This is a genomic window from Blastomonas aquatica (assembly GCF_014639875.1).
Classification (GTDB): domain Bacteria; phylum Pseudomonadota; class Alphaproteobacteria; order Sphingomonadales; family Sphingomonadaceae; genus Blastomonas; species Blastomonas aquatica.
In genome coordinates this window covers 280,288-296,358 of record NZ_BMGD01000001.1, presented here as the reverse complement: position 1 = coordinate 296,358, position 16,071 = coordinate 280,288, and the positions used below count along the sequence as shown (strand labels likewise).

The 16,071-nt window shown below is 57.0% G+C and carries 18 protein-coding genes and 1 tRNA gene; 9 read left to right on the top strand and 10 right to left on the bottom strand.

Annotated elements, in window-relative coordinates:
• The first annotated feature begins 47 nt into the window (after positions 1-47).
• The 3 genes from IEW00_RS01415 to IEW00_RS01405 are packed head-to-tail and all read left to right on the top strand — an operon-like array spanning position 48 to position 4,997.
• Positions 48-1,757, top strand: a complete 1,710-nt coding sequence (locus IEW00_RS01415) for a DUF262 domain-containing protein (protein WP_188512574.1) — start codon at positions 48-50, stop codon at positions 1,755-1,757.
• Positions 1,754-3,826 carry a DEAD/DEAH box helicase gene (locus tag IEW00_RS01410; RefSeq protein WP_188512573.1) on the top strand — a complete coding sequence of 691 codons (2,073 nt, stop codon included), beginning with the start codon at positions 1,754-1,756 and terminating at the stop codon, positions 3,824-3,826. Before IEW00_RS01415 ends, IEW00_RS01410 begins: the two co-directional genes overlap by 4 nt.
• Positions 3,819-4,997, top strand: a complete 1,179-nt coding sequence (locus IEW00_RS01405) for a GIY-YIG nuclease family protein (RefSeq protein WP_188512572.1) — start codon at positions 3,819-3,821, stop codon at positions 4,995-4,997. The genes IEW00_RS01410 and IEW00_RS01405 overlap by 8 nt, the downstream gene beginning before the upstream one ends.
• Here the strand turns inward: IEW00_RS01405 and IEW00_RS01400 are convergent.
• Both IEW00_RS01400 and IEW00_RS01395 read right to left on the bottom strand, forming a co-directional pair.
• Positions 4,984-5,487: an RNA polymerase sigma factor gene (locus IEW00_RS01400; protein ID WP_188512571.1), complete on the bottom strand. Its 504-nt coding sequence runs from the start codon at positions 5,485-5,487 to the stop codon at positions 4,984-4,986. The two genes, IEW00_RS01405 and IEW00_RS01400, sit on opposite strands and share 14 nt — an antisense overlap.
• Positions 5,484-5,978: a hypothetical protein gene (locus IEW00_RS01395; protein ID WP_229736745.1), complete on the bottom strand. Its 495-nt coding sequence runs from the start codon at positions 5,976-5,978 to the stop codon at positions 5,484-5,486. Before IEW00_RS01395 ends, IEW00_RS01400 begins: the two co-directional genes overlap by 4 nt.
• 487 nt (positions 5,979-6,465) lie before the next feature.
• On the opposite strand from IEW00_RS01395, the gene IEW00_RS01390 reads away from it, so the two are divergent.
• From IEW00_RS01390 to IEW00_RS01365, 6 genes are all read left to right on the top strand, one after another.
• Complete coding sequence (locus IEW00_RS01390) at positions 6,466-6,699, top strand: RNA-binding protein (RefSeq protein WP_188512570.1); 234 nt, start codon at positions 6,466-6,468, stop codon at positions 6,697-6,699.
• A 25-nt stretch (positions 6,700-6,724) separates the two neighbouring features.
• Positions 6,725-7,393 (top strand): hypothetical protein, encoded by a 669-nt coding sequence (locus IEW00_RS01385; RefSeq protein ID WP_188512569.1) that lies wholly within the window; start codon positions 6,725-6,727, stop codon positions 7,391-7,393.
• A gap of 2 nt (positions 7,394-7,395) precedes the next feature.
• The gene (locus IEW00_RS01380) at positions 7,396-8,457 is read left to right on the top strand and encodes an XRE family transcriptional regulator (protein ID WP_188512568.1); all 1,062 of its coding nucleotides are present in this window, start codon (positions 7,396-7,398) and stop codon (positions 8,455-8,457) included.
• Between the two features lie 50 nt (positions 8,458-8,507).
• Positions 8,508-9,383: an IS1 family transposase gene (locus IEW00_RS01375; protein WP_188512567.1), complete on the top strand. Its 876-nt coding sequence runs from the start codon at positions 8,508-8,510 to the stop codon at positions 9,381-9,383.
• A gap of 128 nt (positions 9,384-9,511) precedes the next feature.
• The gene (locus IEW00_RS01370) at positions 9,512-9,694 is read left to right on the top strand and encodes a hypothetical protein (RefSeq protein WP_188512566.1); all 183 of its coding nucleotides are present in this window, start codon (positions 9,512-9,514) and stop codon (positions 9,692-9,694) included.
• The gene (locus IEW00_RS01365; protein WP_188512565.1) at positions 9,691-10,296 is read left to right on the top strand and encodes a hypothetical protein; all 606 of its coding nucleotides are present in this window, start codon (positions 9,691-9,693) and stop codon (positions 10,294-10,296) included. The genes IEW00_RS01370 and IEW00_RS01365 overlap by 4 nt, the downstream gene beginning before the upstream one ends.
• Positions 10,297-10,316: 20 nt before the next feature.
• Here IEW00_RS01365 and IEW00_RS01360 read toward each other — a convergent pair whose 3' ends face one another.
• The 8 genes from IEW00_RS01360 to ygfZ all read right to left on the bottom strand — a co-directional run bounded on the left by IEW00_RS01360 (position 10,317) and on the right by ygfZ (position 16,049).
• On the bottom strand, positions 10,317-11,237 hold the full coding sequence (locus tag IEW00_RS01360) for a nucleotidyltransferase and HEPN domain-containing protein (protein WP_188512564.1): 921 nt from the start codon (positions 11,235-11,237) through the stop codon (positions 10,317-10,319).
• Positions 11,238-11,667: 430 nt separating this feature from the next.
• The gene (locus tag IEW00_RS01355) at positions 11,668-12,033 is read right to left on the bottom strand and encodes a hypothetical protein (RefSeq protein WP_188512563.1); all 366 of its coding nucleotides are present in this window, start codon (positions 12,031-12,033) and stop codon (positions 11,668-11,670) included.
• Positions 12,030-12,464, bottom strand: coding sequence for a hypothetical protein (locus IEW00_RS01350; protein WP_188512562.1), 435 nt, complete (start codon positions 12,462-12,464; stop codon positions 12,030-12,032). The genes IEW00_RS01355 and IEW00_RS01350 overlap by 4 nt, the downstream gene beginning before the upstream one ends.
• 378 nt (positions 12,465-12,842) lie before the next feature.
• Complete coding sequence (locus tag IEW00_RS17445; RefSeq protein ID WP_229736744.1) at positions 12,843-13,118, bottom strand: helix-turn-helix domain-containing protein; 276 nt, start codon at positions 13,116-13,118, stop codon at positions 12,843-12,845.
• A gap of 76 nt (positions 13,119-13,194) precedes the next feature.
• Positions 13,195-14,046 carry a hypothetical protein gene (locus IEW00_RS01340; protein ID WP_188512561.1) on the bottom strand — a complete coding sequence of 284 codons (852 nt, stop codon included), beginning with the start codon at positions 14,044-14,046 and terminating at the stop codon, positions 13,195-13,197.
• Between the two features lie 373 nt (positions 14,047-14,419).
• Positions 14,420-14,494 (bottom strand) — tRNA-Val (locus IEW00_RS01335).
• A gap of 85 nt (positions 14,495-14,579) precedes the next feature.
• Positions 14,580-15,227 carry a TetR/AcrR family transcriptional regulator gene (locus IEW00_RS01330; RefSeq protein WP_188512560.1) on the bottom strand — a complete coding sequence of 216 codons (648 nt, stop codon included), beginning with the start codon at positions 15,225-15,227 and terminating at the stop codon, positions 14,580-14,582.
• Positions 15,228-15,311: 84 nt separating this feature from the next.
• On the bottom strand, positions 15,312-16,049 hold the full coding sequence (gene ygfZ, locus IEW00_RS01325; RefSeq protein ID WP_188512559.1) for a CAF17-like 4Fe-4S cluster assembly/insertion protein YgfZ: 738 nt from the start codon (positions 16,047-16,049) through the stop codon (positions 15,312-15,314).
• Positions 16,050-16,071 lie beyond the last annotated feature (22 nt).

Below are 16,071 nucleotides of genomic sequence, written 5' to 3'. Positions count from 1 at the left end.
ATTTCTGATGCGGCATTCAGGACGCTGACAAGATAGGGGAGGCCAGCATGGAAGCACGCAACAAGAAGATCGAAGACTGGTTCGCCATGATCAAGCAGGGGCAGATCGTCCTGCCCCGGTTCCAGCGGCACGAGGCGTGGCGCCCAGCCCAGGTGGTTGGTTCGCTTGAGAATATCCTGCGCGATCCGCCCCTGCCAATCGGCGCGCTGCTCACGCTGGAAATTGGCGACAAGGAATTGTTCCATTCGCGCCCTATTGTCGGAGCGCCCAAACCCGCTGGGAAGGTGACGTTGCACCTGCTCGATGGACAGCAGCGCATGACGGCACTGTGGCGCAGCCTGACAGGAAACTATCGCCGCGACGGGTTGGACGTTCTGGTGAAACTTGTCCCGGACGATGAGGGCGAAGAGGCTGGCGAGGACGATGAGGCGATCGACGCGCCCAAGGTCGAAATCGTCAAGCGTTGGGATCGAAAGGGAGTTTTGCAGCCAGTGTGGGCGAATGACCCCGTTACGATGTTCGAACAAGGCTACCTTCCTGTTACGATCCTTTGCCCCGGCGCCGAAGGCGAAGCAGCTCTCGAAGCTTGGGAAGATGCTTTGGATGGAGCTGGGTTGCTTACCAAGGCGCTGACCAAGCGCGCATCAGCGCTGCGCCAGCGTGTCAGCGGCTACAATATCCCCTTCCTTTCGCTCACTTCCTCGACAGGACGAGATACGGCGCTGGACGTCTTCATAAAGATGAACACGTCCGCCACCCCGTTGAAGGATTTTGACATTGTCGTCGCGCAGCTTGAAAGTGCGACCGGTGACAGCCTCCATGATATGGTCGGGGAACTGGTCGCATCGGTGCCTGCCGCGAGAGATTTCGGTCGCATTGAGGACAGCATCCTGTCGGTTGCCGCGTTGCTGATGGAACGTCCTCCACTCAAGAAGACCTACCTCGATACTTCCTTCGGCAATGAGTTCGCATCTGTCTGGGACCGCTTGAAGCACGGCTTCAAGCATGGGATCGCGTTTCTGCGGTCCGAAGCCATTCTCAACGAACAGTGCTTGCCCAGCGAAGTCGCGGTGTATCTGATTTGCGCGCTATGGGCGGATGTGCCGGAACACGGCTTCGACGCCGGTGGCAACGCGCGGACACTGATCCGAAAAGCGCTTTGGCGCGCCTGCTATACGAATCGATATGGCAAGACTTCGGCCACCCGCGCCTATGCCGACTACAAGGCTTTGCGTGATATCATCGCTGGCAAGACCGACACGGCATGCGAACTGTTTGACGAGGTCTTCAATCCCCTTCCTGCCAAGGAGGAGATGGTGCTGGCCGGATGGCCAGGCCGAAAGGACCGCTTGCCGAGGGCCATGATGGTCACAGGTCTGCGCCGCGGAGCCCTCGATTTCGCCGATGGCGCTTCAATCACCCCTGACAATTTCCATGGACGCGAGTTCCATCATCTTTACCCGGTCGGGGTCTTGAGCGGCGACCGTGCCGATGAAAAAGTGAATCGTGCACTCAATTGCGCACTTATCAGCTGGACCACCAACCGTAAGGTGGGGGCACAGACCCCGTCAGAGTATATCGCCAAGAGAGCCGCCAAAGCTTCATTGGGCGAAAATGTCGTGCATCAGCGGCTTAAGAGTCATCTCGTTCCCTTCGACGCGCTCGTCGGCAACGATTATGACGCCTTTCTTATGGCACGAGCAGAGCTCATACATGCGGACATGACCAGTCTGTGCGAGGGGGCTACACCGCAATGACGTCCGCTCGTCCCATTCCGGCCGTCTCCTTCCAAACCGCCCGCAGCGGTGTCTCTGCCAAGTCGAACGAACTCGGCATGCGCCCAATGCAGGAGCGCGCGTACAACAAGCGCGGCGAGCAATATCTGCTCATCAAGTCCCCGCCTGCGTCCGGCAAGAGCCGCGCGCTGATGTTTATCGCGCTCGACAAGCTGCACAATCAGGGGCTGCGTCAGGCGATCATCGTAGTGCCGGAAAAGTCCATCGGCGGCAGCTTTGCCGATGAGCCGCTGTCGCAGTTCGGCTTCTGGGCGGATTGGAGCGTCAAGCCAAAATGGAACCTGTGCAACACGCCAGGCCTGGACGAAGAAAAGTCCGATCCGTCCAAGATCAAGGCGCTTGGCCAGTTCCTCGAGAGCGACGATCAGGTGCTGGTCTGCACGCATGCGACGTTTCGCTTCGCGGTCGATCGATTCGGCATTGAGGCATTCGACGATCACCTGATCGCCGTGGACGAGTTTCACCATGTGTCGGCGAGTGAAGACAACCGTCTTGGTGCTCAGCTCGCAGCGTTCATCGGCCGGAACAAGGTCCACATCGTCGCCATGACCGGCAGCTATTTTCGCGGTGACGCGGTGCCGGTGCTGACGCCCGAGGACGAGGCGAAATTCGAGCCGGTCACCTATACCTATTATGAGCAGCTCAACGGCTATGAGCACCTGAAGTCGCTCAACATCGGCTATTTCTTCTATACCGGGCGCTATCTGGAGGCGATCGAGCACTGCCTAGACCCGGCGCTCAAGACCATCGTTCACATTCCCTCGGTCAATGCGCGGGAAAGCACCAAGGACAAGGTCAGCGAGGTCAACGAGATCCTGCATTATCTGGGCAAATGGCAGGGTGCGGACCCGGTGACCGGTTTCGAGCTGGTGGCCATGCCGGATGGCCGGGTGCTGAAAATTGCTGACTTGGTCGATGACAGTGATTCGGCCCGTAGGACCAAGGTGCTGTCCGCGCTCAAGGATCCGGCGCACAAGAACGACCGCGATCACGTCGATATCATCATTGCGCTCGGCATGGCCAAGGAAGGGTTCGACTGGATCTGGTGCGAACATGCGTTGACTGTCGGCTACCGTTCAAGCCTCACCGAGATCATCCAGATCATCGGACGGGCGACGCGCGATGCCCCCGGAAAGACGACGGCCACGTTCACCAACCTCATTGCCGAGCCCGATGCGTCCGAGGCTGCGGTTGCTGATGCGATCAACGATACCCTCAAGGCGATCGCAGCCAGCTTGTTGATGGAACAGGTGCTGGCGCCGCGCTTCACATTCAGCCCGAAAAGCGCCGGACCGTTGCCGGATTTCGATTATGGTCCGGGGGGCTATCAGGAAGGCAAGGCGAACGTGGGCGTGCATGAGGAGCGCGGCCAATATCACTTCGAGATCGCAGGGTTGGTCACGCCCAAATCTCCCGAAGCCGCACGTATCTGCGAAGAAGATCTGAACGAGGTGATAGCCGCCTTCGTCCAGAAGAAGTCGGTCGCCGAGCGCGGCATGTTCGACGAGGAAACGCCGGCGCAGGAACTGACCCAGGCGGCAATGAGCGCGATCGTCCGGGATCGATACCCCGACCTCAGCGCCGATGATCAGGAGGCAGTGCGTCAGCATGCCATTGCTGCGCTTAACCTGACCCAGAAGGCCAAGGCGCTGGCAATGGATGCGCTCGATCGCGGCGATGGCGAGCAGCGCGCCAACACCGCATTGCTCGAGGGCGTGCGGCAATATGCGATGGATGTTCGCGAGCTTGATATCGACCTCATCGACAGCATCAATCCATGGCAGGCCGCCTATGCTGTGCTGGCAAAATCGATGAGCGAGAGCACCCTCAAGCAGGTGCAGGCAGCCATAGCGGCCAAACGGACCAAAATTGGCCCCGAGGAAGCCAAGGAGCTCGCAGCAGCTGCGGTAAAGTTCAAGAGGGAGCGCGGACGCCTGCCAGCAGTCACTTCGTCGGATGCATGGGAGCAGCGGCTTGCGGAAGGCGCAGCAGCCTTTATGCGGTTCCGGGAAGAGGGCCGCTATGAGTGATTTCAATCTGGACGAACTCGCCGACGAACTCGCCGATTTCGCCCCTGCCAAGAAGAAGCAGACCTCCTACACCCCGCGTGAGGAGCGGATGATTGCTGGCTTTGAGGATATTGTCCGTTTCTTCGAGGAACATGGGCGTGTGCCTCAGCATGGCGAAGACCGGGACATTTTCGAACGCCTGTATGCGGTCCGTCTAGGCAGGCTGCGTGAGCTGGAGGATTGCCGGGCATTGTTGGCATCTGCGGACCTGCATGGATTGTTGAGCGGGCCGAGCACGCCGGCGCACGGCGCCGAATTGGATATCGACGATCTGGCCTCGGAGCTGGTTGGCCTAGATGAAGCTAATGATATTACCCGGCTGCTTCATGTTCGCTCTGCCGAGGAAAAGCGGGCGGCTGAGGAGATAGCCCGGCGCGATAAATGTCACGACTTTGACAAGTTCAAACCCCTGTTCGAGCAGGTGAAGCAGGACTTGGCCGCGGGAACACGCGTGACCCGGCCGTTCGAACTGAAGGCGGAAATTCGACCTGGGGCCTTTTTCATTGTGGGCGGGCAGATCAGCTATGTCGCCGAAATGGACGATATTTTTACTAACGCGCAAGGCCGCACCGATGCCCGACTGCGCGTGATCTTCGACAATGGCACCGAGAGCGGCATGCTTATGCGCTCGCTTCAGCGCCAGTTGCACGACGACGATGCTGGGCGCCGGATCACAGACCCAGCACCCGGCCCCTTGTTTGCTGACCGATCCGAAGATGGTGTATCCGAAGCAGGCACGATCTACGTGCTGCGGAGCGAGTCCGATCACCCGTTCGTGGCAGAGCACAGGGAGGTCGTGCACAAGATCGGCGTCACTAGCGGATCTGTGGAAGTACGAATATCTGGCGCAGAGAAGAGCTCTACGTATCTGCTTGCGGGAGTAGATGTAGTAGCGACCTACAAGGTCTACGGGGTAAACTGCCAAAAGCTAGAAGGCCTGCTGCACAGGGTGTTTGCAGAGACCCAACTGGATCTGACCATACCAGACCGGTTCGGACATGTGGTGAAACCGCGTGAGTGGTTCGTGGTCCCGCTGCCTGTGATCGACGAAGCCGTGGAGCGGATCCGTGATCGTTCCATCACCGCTTACCGGTATTCACCGAATGCAGGCCGGCTGGTTAGTACAGATTAGCTCCTCGTAGTGCCCGAAGGGCCGCAATCATGTGATATTCGATGCACTGGTGGCCGACACCGAGTTCTTGACCGACCTCACGATAGGTCATGCCCTTCAGCCTTTGCATCAAGAATATGCGTCGAGTTCGCCGAGGCAAAGCCAGAAGCGCGCGCCGGTAGGCTGCGCGCAGTTCCAGAGCTTGAATTCCCCACTCTTGGTGCGGCGGTAGTGATGCGTCGCGGGCTTCATTCAGTGGACAGATAGTGCATGCGTTGCGCTTCCGTCTGCGCGCCAGATCGATCAGCAGGTTCTGAGCTGTCCGTGTGAGATAGCCCTGCGGATTGTCCAGCCGGTCAAATGCGCCGCTTTGCCAAACGCGAGCAAATGTTTCCTGCACTAGGTCGGAGGCATCACCTGGACCAATCTTCCGTCTGAAGAAGTGGAGCAATCGTTTCTGTTCCGTTCGGTAAATTTCTTCGAACGCACGATGGGAGATTGCAGCGCTCATGGCCGGTCTCCCGAGCCATTTGTCGAATAAAGGTCGGCATCGCGTGATGCGCGATAAAGAGTGATCCCTGCCTCGATCCGATCAACAATGAACGTGTCACGCTCGGCTTGGGCAGTCCGAATGTCGGATTTGGCGTAAATCTCGACATCCACGGCACATCGATTGCCAAGCTCTCGGTAGATAGTTCCCCGTGCATTTTGCCAGCAGCGTTCGTCGGTAAAGAGGGGATGGTTGACGACAACCCAGAACTCGTAATCGGAAAACTCGATCGTCCGGCGGTCTTCATACCATGATCGCCGGGCGTAGGGTCCAATCAGGATAATGCGCTTGATCTTGCCAGGCTCGAGAGCAAGCACCTGCCCAGGATCGAACAGGCTGCGCAACATCCGGGTGATGCGCTCGACTTCGCGTTGCTTGCGCCGAATGAGATGGCCAACGCGCGCCATCACGACTTCGCGCGCATAAACGTCGTTCAAATATGGGGTGATCATTTTTAGCTCGCACCACGGCGGTCCGCGCAAGACTGCACGGATGGGCAAGCGGTGTTCGCTGTGGTGCCGCTGGAGCGACTATCAGCAACCGTCCGACGCGCAGCCGGACCTACATGATGCCTGGCAGGGTAATCCCCGAAATGGCCGCCAGTCGTTCCATTCCGTGAGGCAGATTATGCCGGATTTCGAGAGTCTCGGCAAGTGGACGCAGTTTCGGGCAGTGTCTCAGTTTGAATTTTCGCGCTAGCTCTGTCGCATCCAGCCGCCGCTTGCTATATGCTTAGCGGAAAGCATGGAGGTTGTATGGCTGAACGTATATCCACTGATCACCCGCTGCAGTGCGACTGCGGCGCGCGTGGCGTCGCCACGTTAACAGAGGATGATACCCGTGAACGCAGCGAAGGCGCGAGTAACCCGACGTGGACAATTAGCGGTCCCTTCAGCCGCCGCAACGGAAAATTTGCCTGCCTAAAATGCGAAAACGCTCATGCCTAAAGGTCCGCGCGGAGAGAAGCGCCCAGCCGACGCCATCGGCCTTGCTGTGTTGATCGGAAAGATTGCCACTGGTGAGGTTGAGGATGAACGCGAAACGCTGTCCAGCGCGGCGGCTGAAATGGGCCGCGCTGGAGGCAAAAAGCGTGCGGAGAATATGACGCCGGAACGGCGCAAGGAGATTGCCCAGAAGGCGGCTGCAAAGCGGTGGGGGGAAAAAGGCGCTTGACCCCTGTCCCAAAATCCTTCATCAGATGATGAGAGAAAATGGGACAGAGATGATGGTCGAACCTGTTGTTGTAGAGAAACCTGAGTTTGTGAGGTCAGAGCTGGCCGAAATGAATTTGGACCGCACGAAATTGCTTGAGGCGGTGGTATTCGCGGACCGGGAGCGATCCTTTTGCACCGGCAATGATATTAAAGGCTTTCCGCTCATTATTGGTTGCGCAAAGGCTGCACGAGCGCTTCGTGATCAGTTCTGCGGAGAGCATTGGGTGATCGACGACACCGACAATCAGCCTGGGATCCGACACAGAACAAAGCCTTTGCGCATTATTCCCATGAATATGGACGAGAACGCAGGCAGTGTTGACCAGGCCATTACCCCTCGGGCTGCAACTCAAAAGGGGGCAGCCACCAAATCAAAGGTTCGTTGCAATAAAACGGCTTGGCTCCCGTTTCTTGAAATGCCCCAGCCTGTCGATGAGATTCAAACATGGATTTTTGGCATCGGGCCTGCTGACGAAAATGGCTATGTTGGGGCTGAAATTTCTCTGCCATTGGAGTTCAATGGCAGCACACCGACAAAATACTTAAGGCGGATTATACTCAATAGCCGCTTGGAGGGTGGCATTGCTCCGATCCCTTCCACTGTGCCTGTCGATCCGACTGAAACGGTAGATATTCAGATCATCAGGAAATAGTTGTGCCTAATCCAGATAGAGTAGAGTTGGTCCGGAAACGTCTCGGACTGACTAAGATAGGATTCGCAGATCTTCTTGGTGTTGATCGCAAGGTCATTCAGCGCTTTGAGGCAGGCCAGGCTGAACTCCCCGAACATGCGCTCAACAATCTGATCGAAGCGTCAAAATATCCTATTGAGTTTTTTAGTGGGCCTTCGCCTGAATATCCCAATCCAGACGGTGTGAGCTTTCGGTCATTGCGTTCGCTGACAGCGCGGAGCCGCGATGCGTCCCAAGCCGCAGGCTCATTAGCCTTTATGTTCGATGATTGGATTTCGGATCGCTATGGCAGGCCGGAAGCAAACCTAAAGTTGGTTCCCATGAATGAACCAAATCCAGTGGAGGCGGCGGCACGAGTGCGCGCGCATTGGGGCATTGGCTCCCGTCCGATTGGCAATGCAATCAATCTTTTGGAAACAAATGGAATTAGGGTCTTTTCCCTTGCCGAAGAAACACGTCATTTGGACGCCTATTCGCTCTGGCGAGATGAGAAGCCCTATATCTTTCTCAACATGACTAAAACGATGGAGCGCACTAGGCACGACGCCTTTCACGAGCTTGGTCATCTGGTTATGCATCGCCACACTGGGTCCAAACATAAAATGGCGGAGTTCGAGGCCGACACGTTTGCATCTGCATTTCTGATGCCAGAAGAAGATTTGAAAGCAGAGATTCCTTATTTTCGTTCTTTGGACCATTTGATCGAAAAGAAACGGCGTTGGGGCGTGTCGGCAGCGTCGCTAAATTTTGCGTTAAACAGGATTCAACGAATTTCTGACTGGAATTACAGGGGCAATTACATTGCTCTGGGTAAAATTGGGAAGTCAGTCGAGCCAAATCCTCTGCCGCCCGAAACCTCGCAAATTTGGACTAAGATATTGAGGGACTTGTGGACGAGAGGGCTACCGCTTTCGCGCATAGCCCGCGAACTGAATTTGCCGGAAAAGGAGCTGAACGATTTGCTTTTTGGAATCGCCAGCACTCTAGACAAACCACAAGTCGAGCGAGAGCCCCACGTAGTTTGAATTGATAAATATGCTTGGCGCTAAGCACGAAAGTTCATATCAAGATGGGCATGAACAAGCTCGACCATGCCAAGCGCCGTCAAATCCTCGCAATGCTCTGCGAAGGATCATCCATGCGTTCGATCAGCCGCGTTGTGGACGTGTCGATCAACACGGTTTCAAAGCTGTTGGTGGAAGCTGGTGAAGCCTGCCTTGCCATCCATGATGAGAACGTTCGTGGCGTGAAAGCATCGCGCATCCAGTGCGATGAAATCTGGTCGTTCTGCCATGCCAAGCAAAAGAACGTCGCAACCGCAAAGGCTGCACCGGAAGGCGCGGGCGACGTTTGGACCTGGACCGCGATCGACGCTGATACCAAGCTGATCGTGTCATATTGGGTTGGCGATCGCTCGGGCGAAAGCGCCATGGTGCTTATGGACGATTTGCGCGATCGTGTGGCGAACCGGGTGCAGCTTACAACGGATGGTCACAAAGCCTATCTCGAAGCGGTTGAAGGCGCATTTGGCGCGGACGTGGACTATGCCCAGCTCGTCAAGCTGTATGGCCCCACGATCACCGCACCGGGTCGCTACAGCCCTGCTGAGTGCATCGGCGCAAAGAAGGTCCGTGTTGAAGGCAATCCCGACATCGATCATGTCAGCACGTCCTACGTCGAACGCCAGAACCTGACGATGCGCATGTCCATGCGTCGCTTCACCCGGCTTACCGATGCGTTCTCAAAGAAACTGGATAACCACATCCACGCGCTGGCGCTCTATTTCGTGTTCTACAATTTCACGCGCATCCACAAGACGTTGCGCATGTCGCCTGCCATGGCTGCTGGCATCACTGATCGGCTCTGGTCGCTGGATGATGTGATCGCAAAGATTGACGAAATGGCACCGGCGCCCGCGAAGCGCGGAGCGTATAAAAAGCGAAACGTGTAAACGCATAGCGCTTGAAATTTATTCGCGGATAACGTTATCTCCAGCTAGGAAATTTTAGCGACGTTAATCGTTGTTGCTTTAATTACCGCATTTCCATCGCGCTCCCACGGTGGAAGAAGGAGAAATCCGTGACACATTCCCAGCGCAATCAAAAAATCCTCAACGCGATTGAGGAAGAAACTTCGCGCGCTTTGGAATCAAAAAAGACGGCCCGCGCCGCACTTATTGGCGAAGGAATTTACACCACCAAAGGAAAGCTCCGTGTCGAGTTTGGCGGCACCGGAAGCAAAAAGGCTAATGTAGCCGCTTGAGTCGGCTCGCCACCTCGTTCGTCCTTGGCTACCATGGCTGTGATCGGTCGATCGCCTTAAAGGCAGTCAATGAGGGTGCTGATATTTTACAAAGCAACCGGGATTACGATTGGCTTGGTCCTGGCGCCTACTTTTGGGAGTCGGATCCCAAGCGTGCGCAAGAATGGGCTGAATGGAAGACCAGCATCGGCGATTACAAAGAGCCGGCAGTTATCGGCGCTGTTATCGATCTCCGCAATTGCCTTGACCTTGTATCTCGCGATGACATCGAATTGCTGCGAGCGGCGCACAAGTCTTTTTTGAGTGTCCAACGGAAGGGTGGTCTTCCGATACCGAAAAATAAAAACCCAAAAGGCGCGAAGGATAAGGATAGGGTGCTTCGCTTTCTCGATTGCGCCGTAATGCGCCATTTGCACAAAATCCTAGACGCTTACGCGGCTTCTGAACCAACTTTTGATGCGTTTGATACGGTTCGCGGCATGTTTGTCGAGGGCGGCAAAGTTTATGCAGGAAGCGGGATATATAGCAAAAGCCACGTCCAGATCGCCGTGCGAAGCCCCGCCTGCATAAAAGGCATCTTCCTGCCGTTAAATTCAAACTGAGACACTACCCAGTTTCGCGTCTACTTGCCAGCCGCAGCTTCAAGCTCGGCAATTTTGTCGGTGCAGACCTGATGCACTACACGGCCAAGCTCTTCGACGCGTGCAGCCAGCCAGGTTAGCTCATCTTCGCTGATCTTGTAATGCTTTGAATAGCGCGCCTTGGTGTAGGCCTCTTTCAGCTTCTGGAACATTGCGCGCTCGCGGTGGGATGTCCCCAGCCAGATACCAAATAGCCGGCGATCCAGTCCCTCCGCGAGCGAGCGTAGAAATGCGATATTGTGGTTGTAGGGCGTGTAGAACGTGACGGAGAGAAGGAGGCAATGATAAAGCTGCTCCGTTGCCTGGTGCAGCTGGAACGCGGCATTTTTGTGCAAGCCATCCTCGAATGCGTGTTTGAAACTTCGAAAGAAGGCTAGAGCAGTAGGCATTCCTTCCTCAAAATACTCCTTCGCGGCGGCCAAAGCTTGTTCAGGCGTCTTCGGCTTCGGCGTTGCCAATTCGCGGTCATCGGCTTCGTAAAGCGCAATGCCGTCCTTCGAGACCTCCATGAAGAACACGCGGCCGTGCGAAAGGCCCTCGTTCACCTCGTGCAGGCTGTGAACGATGAAGTTGACCGGCGTATGGAGCGTCTTCTCGATCGTGTATGCCCGGATCAGCCGTTCCTCGGCCTTGGCCCAATGGGCGGCCCGGTCGGTCAGCTCCTTCTGGCTGACAATGATCAGGATGTCATAATCGGATTTGTACTGGTTTGCCGATAGCGGCGCATCGACCCAATCGCCACGCGCGTGGCTGCCGAAAAGGATGATCTTGAGGATGCGCGCGCCTTTTCGCGGTCCGGTCGCATTTTCGGTCGATCCGCGAAACTCGTCAAAGATCGTCTCGACGACGCGCTCAAGCTCGCGCTGTTTGGCGGCGGGAAGATGATCGAGATCGGTGCGCATGTCTCAAGAATCTTCGAGAACATTCCCGGCTTTGGCAAGCGCTAATGCCCTGTTGCAAAACGGGATGGCAAAGGTGTGGTCAATCGGCACGAATTTGACCAGTTGCGGTGTGCTTCTGAGCAGATCGTTGAGTTATCTCCAGCGAGCCCGGACCGCGCTTTTGCTTCATCAAGTTTGCCCGCTCCGTGCGATCAATTGGAAACATCTTTACTGACTGTGTGCGCTCGCGATGTCGATTGGGGACCATCTGATCGGCAAGATTTTCAGCGCAGTCAGTGCATGAACGATGCTGTGTCGGACGCAGCATTGATGCGGAGGGCGGGTCACGGCTCCGTAATTGCCACGCGACGCTCGATGTCTCCCGTCGGCTATGTCGCCATTTGCTGGTGCGTTTCCTGGGCACGAAAATTGTGGTCGAAGTGCCCGCTCATTATCGACCTTCCGCCTTTGCCCTCTGTCGATCATAGGCCCGGTTTATTTCGCCAGTGATGATTTCGTCCGTCTTTCCACCGCCCATCGCGGCGCTGCGCGAATAGCAATATGCTGCGACAGCCGTGAACAATGTGCGGTCGATCATCCGCTCAAGATCGGAAAGTCTGACGCTCATGGAAGCGACTTCGGCAACGAGTTCGCGGCGCTCGCTGTCATCGGTTGCGGGAATTGTCAGCGCAGCAATGCCTTCCTTCACGCTGCGCTGAAGCATCGCGTATGGCGTTACGCCATGCTCCTGGGCGAGCTTGCGCAGCGCCTTGTCGATGGCTGCTGGCAAGCGAACGTTATGGCGGGCGAGGGTCATGGTCTGTCTCCAACGCGCTGCCGATCCGCTGCCTCCGAAGCCGCGGGAAAACCGCCACTTTCCGGCCCGCCCGAGAGGGCGCTGCCTGACCGCTGCCTTGAAAAATGGCGGAAATGCTGGATGCACCCGTGCGTGAGGTGTGTATCCAAATTACGGGTCCGATGCGAAGCATCGCGGCCCTGCAACCTTGCCGGAAAATGGTTCGGTTCAGCCATGATCCGAACCTTCCGGGAAGGGTACGTCTGCCGCGCCGACTGCGTCATCGCCACGTCGCAATCGACCATCGTTCTTAGGGCTTCGCGATCGACATCAGCCGGGTCGATTTCCATCAATACATTTGCTGTGCCGTGGTGGTCGCTACCATCAATCCAAGTCAAGGTAATGTTCTCGATAACTGCCTGGGCAAGGTGAGAAAAATCTTCCCATTCCAACGGATTGGAGTGTGCTTCGCCGTCGCGACTGAGCGGGATGCCACCTACGGTGCAGGGCTCCCCGCTAGTCGATCGAAGTCCGGCGTCGGTGCAACATTTGCAGCCCTCACCCTGACATGTTGCGATCGTCAGTTTCTCAAGTCTGCGCCACGGGAAGAGTGTCGAGAGGCGAAGCTCCGCATCATCCATGTCCCCGCGATTCGTTTCGATCAGGGGCCGAACGGTTTCCCCTATCCGCAAGCCGACAAGGGGGTGAATGGCGATGTGATCTGGCTCGCTAAGCGGGCGAGGGACCGTGAACCGAATCCGGGACATGCGTTGTCCTCCGGCTTGAGACATGAGTATGAACGGGCGAACGAAGAGAGGGCCGATCCTAATTCAAACTTCACGGCGGGTCTGGGCAAGGCGCGTGATCGACTCGGTCGTGATCAGGGTGCGTGATCCAATCTTGAGCGTATCGACCTGGCCGGATTTTATCAGCTTGTAGATCGTGGTTCTGCCGACGCCGAGCACCTTTGCGGTGCGGTTAATCGAGTATGCGAGTTCATCCATTATCGCCTCCGTCTGAGTGCCGCGATGCGGCTGACGACGGGGTGATTTGCCGATGACCGGCGGCGGTTCCAGCGGTACGCAGAAGTTCGGGAAATCGGCCATTCTGGTCCATGGCGCGGTAATTCAAGGGGTTCGTCAGCCTCGCAATTGCACGCTTCCTCGGTAATGCAGGTGAGGATTAAGATGCGCGATTTTTCGCGATCGTTTCGATGATCTGCTTGGCGTATCCGGACAGCTGGGTTTCACTCGGCACTTCAAGGCGCCTGTTGCGATACCAATCTTCGAGCAGCCCGATAATCACCTTCTGGTTTCCGCGCTTTTTGGAGACATCGATTGTCCGCACCTGCGGGTGTTCGATCAGTGATATGACCGCGTTGGTATAATCATACTTCTTGGGCGCCCCGGCGCGGCTGGGTTCAGCCTTGCCCTCGGCGATGAAGTCGTCAACGTCTGCCTCCAGAAACAGCTCCCGATCGAACCAGGACCCGATCGGGCTGAAGAACGCGCTCCGTATCGTGCTGTCTCTGGCTACATGGGCAGCGCGCAGCTTGCCGAAGAAGTGACGGTGATCGACATATCGCCTGCGACCATTTGCCAATCGGAAAAAGGCACGTGGAGATGTTTCGCGTTGCAGCAGTTTAAACAGCCGTTCGAGGTTCCGCGCTGCTGGATCGTCGCTGTTTGCGTACAGGGCAGCCTGCGGCGCTTTCGCTTTTAGACCCCCATATTGGAACATTCGCCATGTGACGATTGCGAGCAACATCAGGCTAAAGCACAGCAGGCCGATGATGACGACGGCGGTTGCTCCTGGTCCATTGCTCAGCGTAAGGAAGATCCCTGGAAGGAGCGTCATCGTGGTCGCGAAAGCTGTAGCGCCCAGCGCTAGCCTGAACGTCCAGTAGCGCTTCTCGATAACGCGCGAAGCCTGCGCTGTAATGCGGTCCAATTCAGCTAGGCCAGCCTGTTGATCGGTGCTGATGAAGCGGGCCGCGACTATTCGAAGCGGCAATGCTTGTTTCTGGTCCTCCATCGACTTCTCCTAAAGAGAAGCGGCTATCCTGCCTCTATTGCAAAGCCGACACAAACTTTTGGTCAGTCGCTGCGACAACCGCCAAGACAGCCAATCGAAATTTTTCATAAGCCTATGTCAGCGGCGGGCAGGGTTGGGACGACATGTCTCATTCGATCTGCAAGACCTAAATCGTGTTTGACGGTCAGCGTCAGAAACGCAGCTGACGCGAATCACTCAGCAGCAGGGATCTGCCAGAATGGAGGTGCGCGGAGGCATGTGTCCGAGTGTGTTTCACGCTCGCTCAAACCGGATCAGGCCATAATCCAGCCAAAAAGTTTTTCATGTTTTTTTCATGGAAACACGGGTCATCTCTTCTAAGTCATTGAAAAGATGGTGGGCGCGGCAGGGATTGAACCTGCGACCCCACCCGTGTGAAGGGTGTGCTCTACCACTGAGCTACGCGCCCGCTGATGGCTCTGCCGGTTGCGGCGGCCTTGTGCGGAGCGCTCCATTGCCAGAAGCGATACCGCTTGGCAAGAGGGCGCAAGGTGTCAGGAAATCGCGCGTAACGCGGTGACATTGGCCTTATCGGCCGCCGCCGCCTGCTTCACGCCCAACCCGTCGAACAGCGTGTTGATGACGATCCGCAGATTGTCCGGCGTCGCCGTCCGCATCATGTCCATCATGACGAACGGGTTGCAGAACGGCTGGACCATCAGGTTGGTGATCGCAATGATATGGTCAAGGTCATAGCCCTCGAAATAGCCCTCGCTCATCGCTTCGCCCAGCACCACCGCCATGTAATGGTCTGCCAGGTCGACATAGCCGCGGATGACCTCCCAATGCTCCTCGCCCAGATCCATATTGGCGCGGAAGAGATTGGGGTCGGCCTCAAATCGTGCGCGCTTGACCGCGACACGCCGGGCGAAGAATTGGAACAGCTTCTCGCGCGGGGGAAGATCGGAGGCGACGACCTCTTCCATGATCTGGTTGAGTTCCTCGAACCAGCGTCCGGCGATCGCTTCGAAGAACGCCTCTTTCGAGGCGAAATAGCGGTAGAAACTCGATTGTGACATGCCACAGGCCGCAGCGACTTCGCTCAGCGATAGGTTTATCGCGCCGCGCGCGCGCACCATGTCCTCGGCGGCATCCATCAACTGGGTGCGGATGGCGTCGTGATCATTGAGAGGGCGAGACATGGGATCAGCCTGACTGACTTACGGGGATAAGGCGGTTATACGATAAAATTCCCAGATTATCAAATGTTGCTTCAGGCTAACTTTTCACGTGATCGCAGAACGCAGCCATTCGGGCAGATCGAGCGCTGCCAGATCCTCGAGGCGGCGGTGTTCGACCGACAGGCCAAGATCGTCGTGCGCCAGTTTCTGGCGCTTTGCATCGCCCTGCGCAATCGGCAGCACGACAATGCGGCGGTTGACCTTCTGCCGCCAGTTCATCCGTGCGGTGTTCTCCTGACCGACATAGCAGCCCTTGTCGAAGCTCACGCCGTTCAGTTCGACCGCATTGGTTTCCAGCCACAGGATGTCACCGATCTCGGCTGCACCCTCGGTCACGCCCAGCGCCAGCCGGTGCGCACGCCAGGCTTCGTCTGCGCCGGGTTCGGACTTGGCCGGCGCAAGCCAGCGCCAGCCCAGAGCGGCCAGGCGCGGATCGGGCGCGGCGCCATCCACCGGATCGGGCGACCAATGAACGGCCAGGGTGTCATCCAGGGCGATAGAAATCTTGCGACGCAGGCGATAGAATCCCAGCCGCTTGACGAGGTCCGCTGCCGCCGCGCGCGCGCAGTCGATCAGCACGTCGGCGCCATTATCCCACAGAAGGAAATCGAACAACGTCTTGCCCTGCGCGCTCAGCAAACCGCCATATTGCGGCGCGCCGGGCAGAACGCGGCGCGTGTCCTGCGTCACCAGGCCTTGGAGAAAACTCCGCACGTCTTCACCGGAATCGGCAGGCGAGAGGCGGATAAGCGCGCGGTGCGTCAATGTGCTATGGCTGGACATAGACAACTACATGCGTATCAAC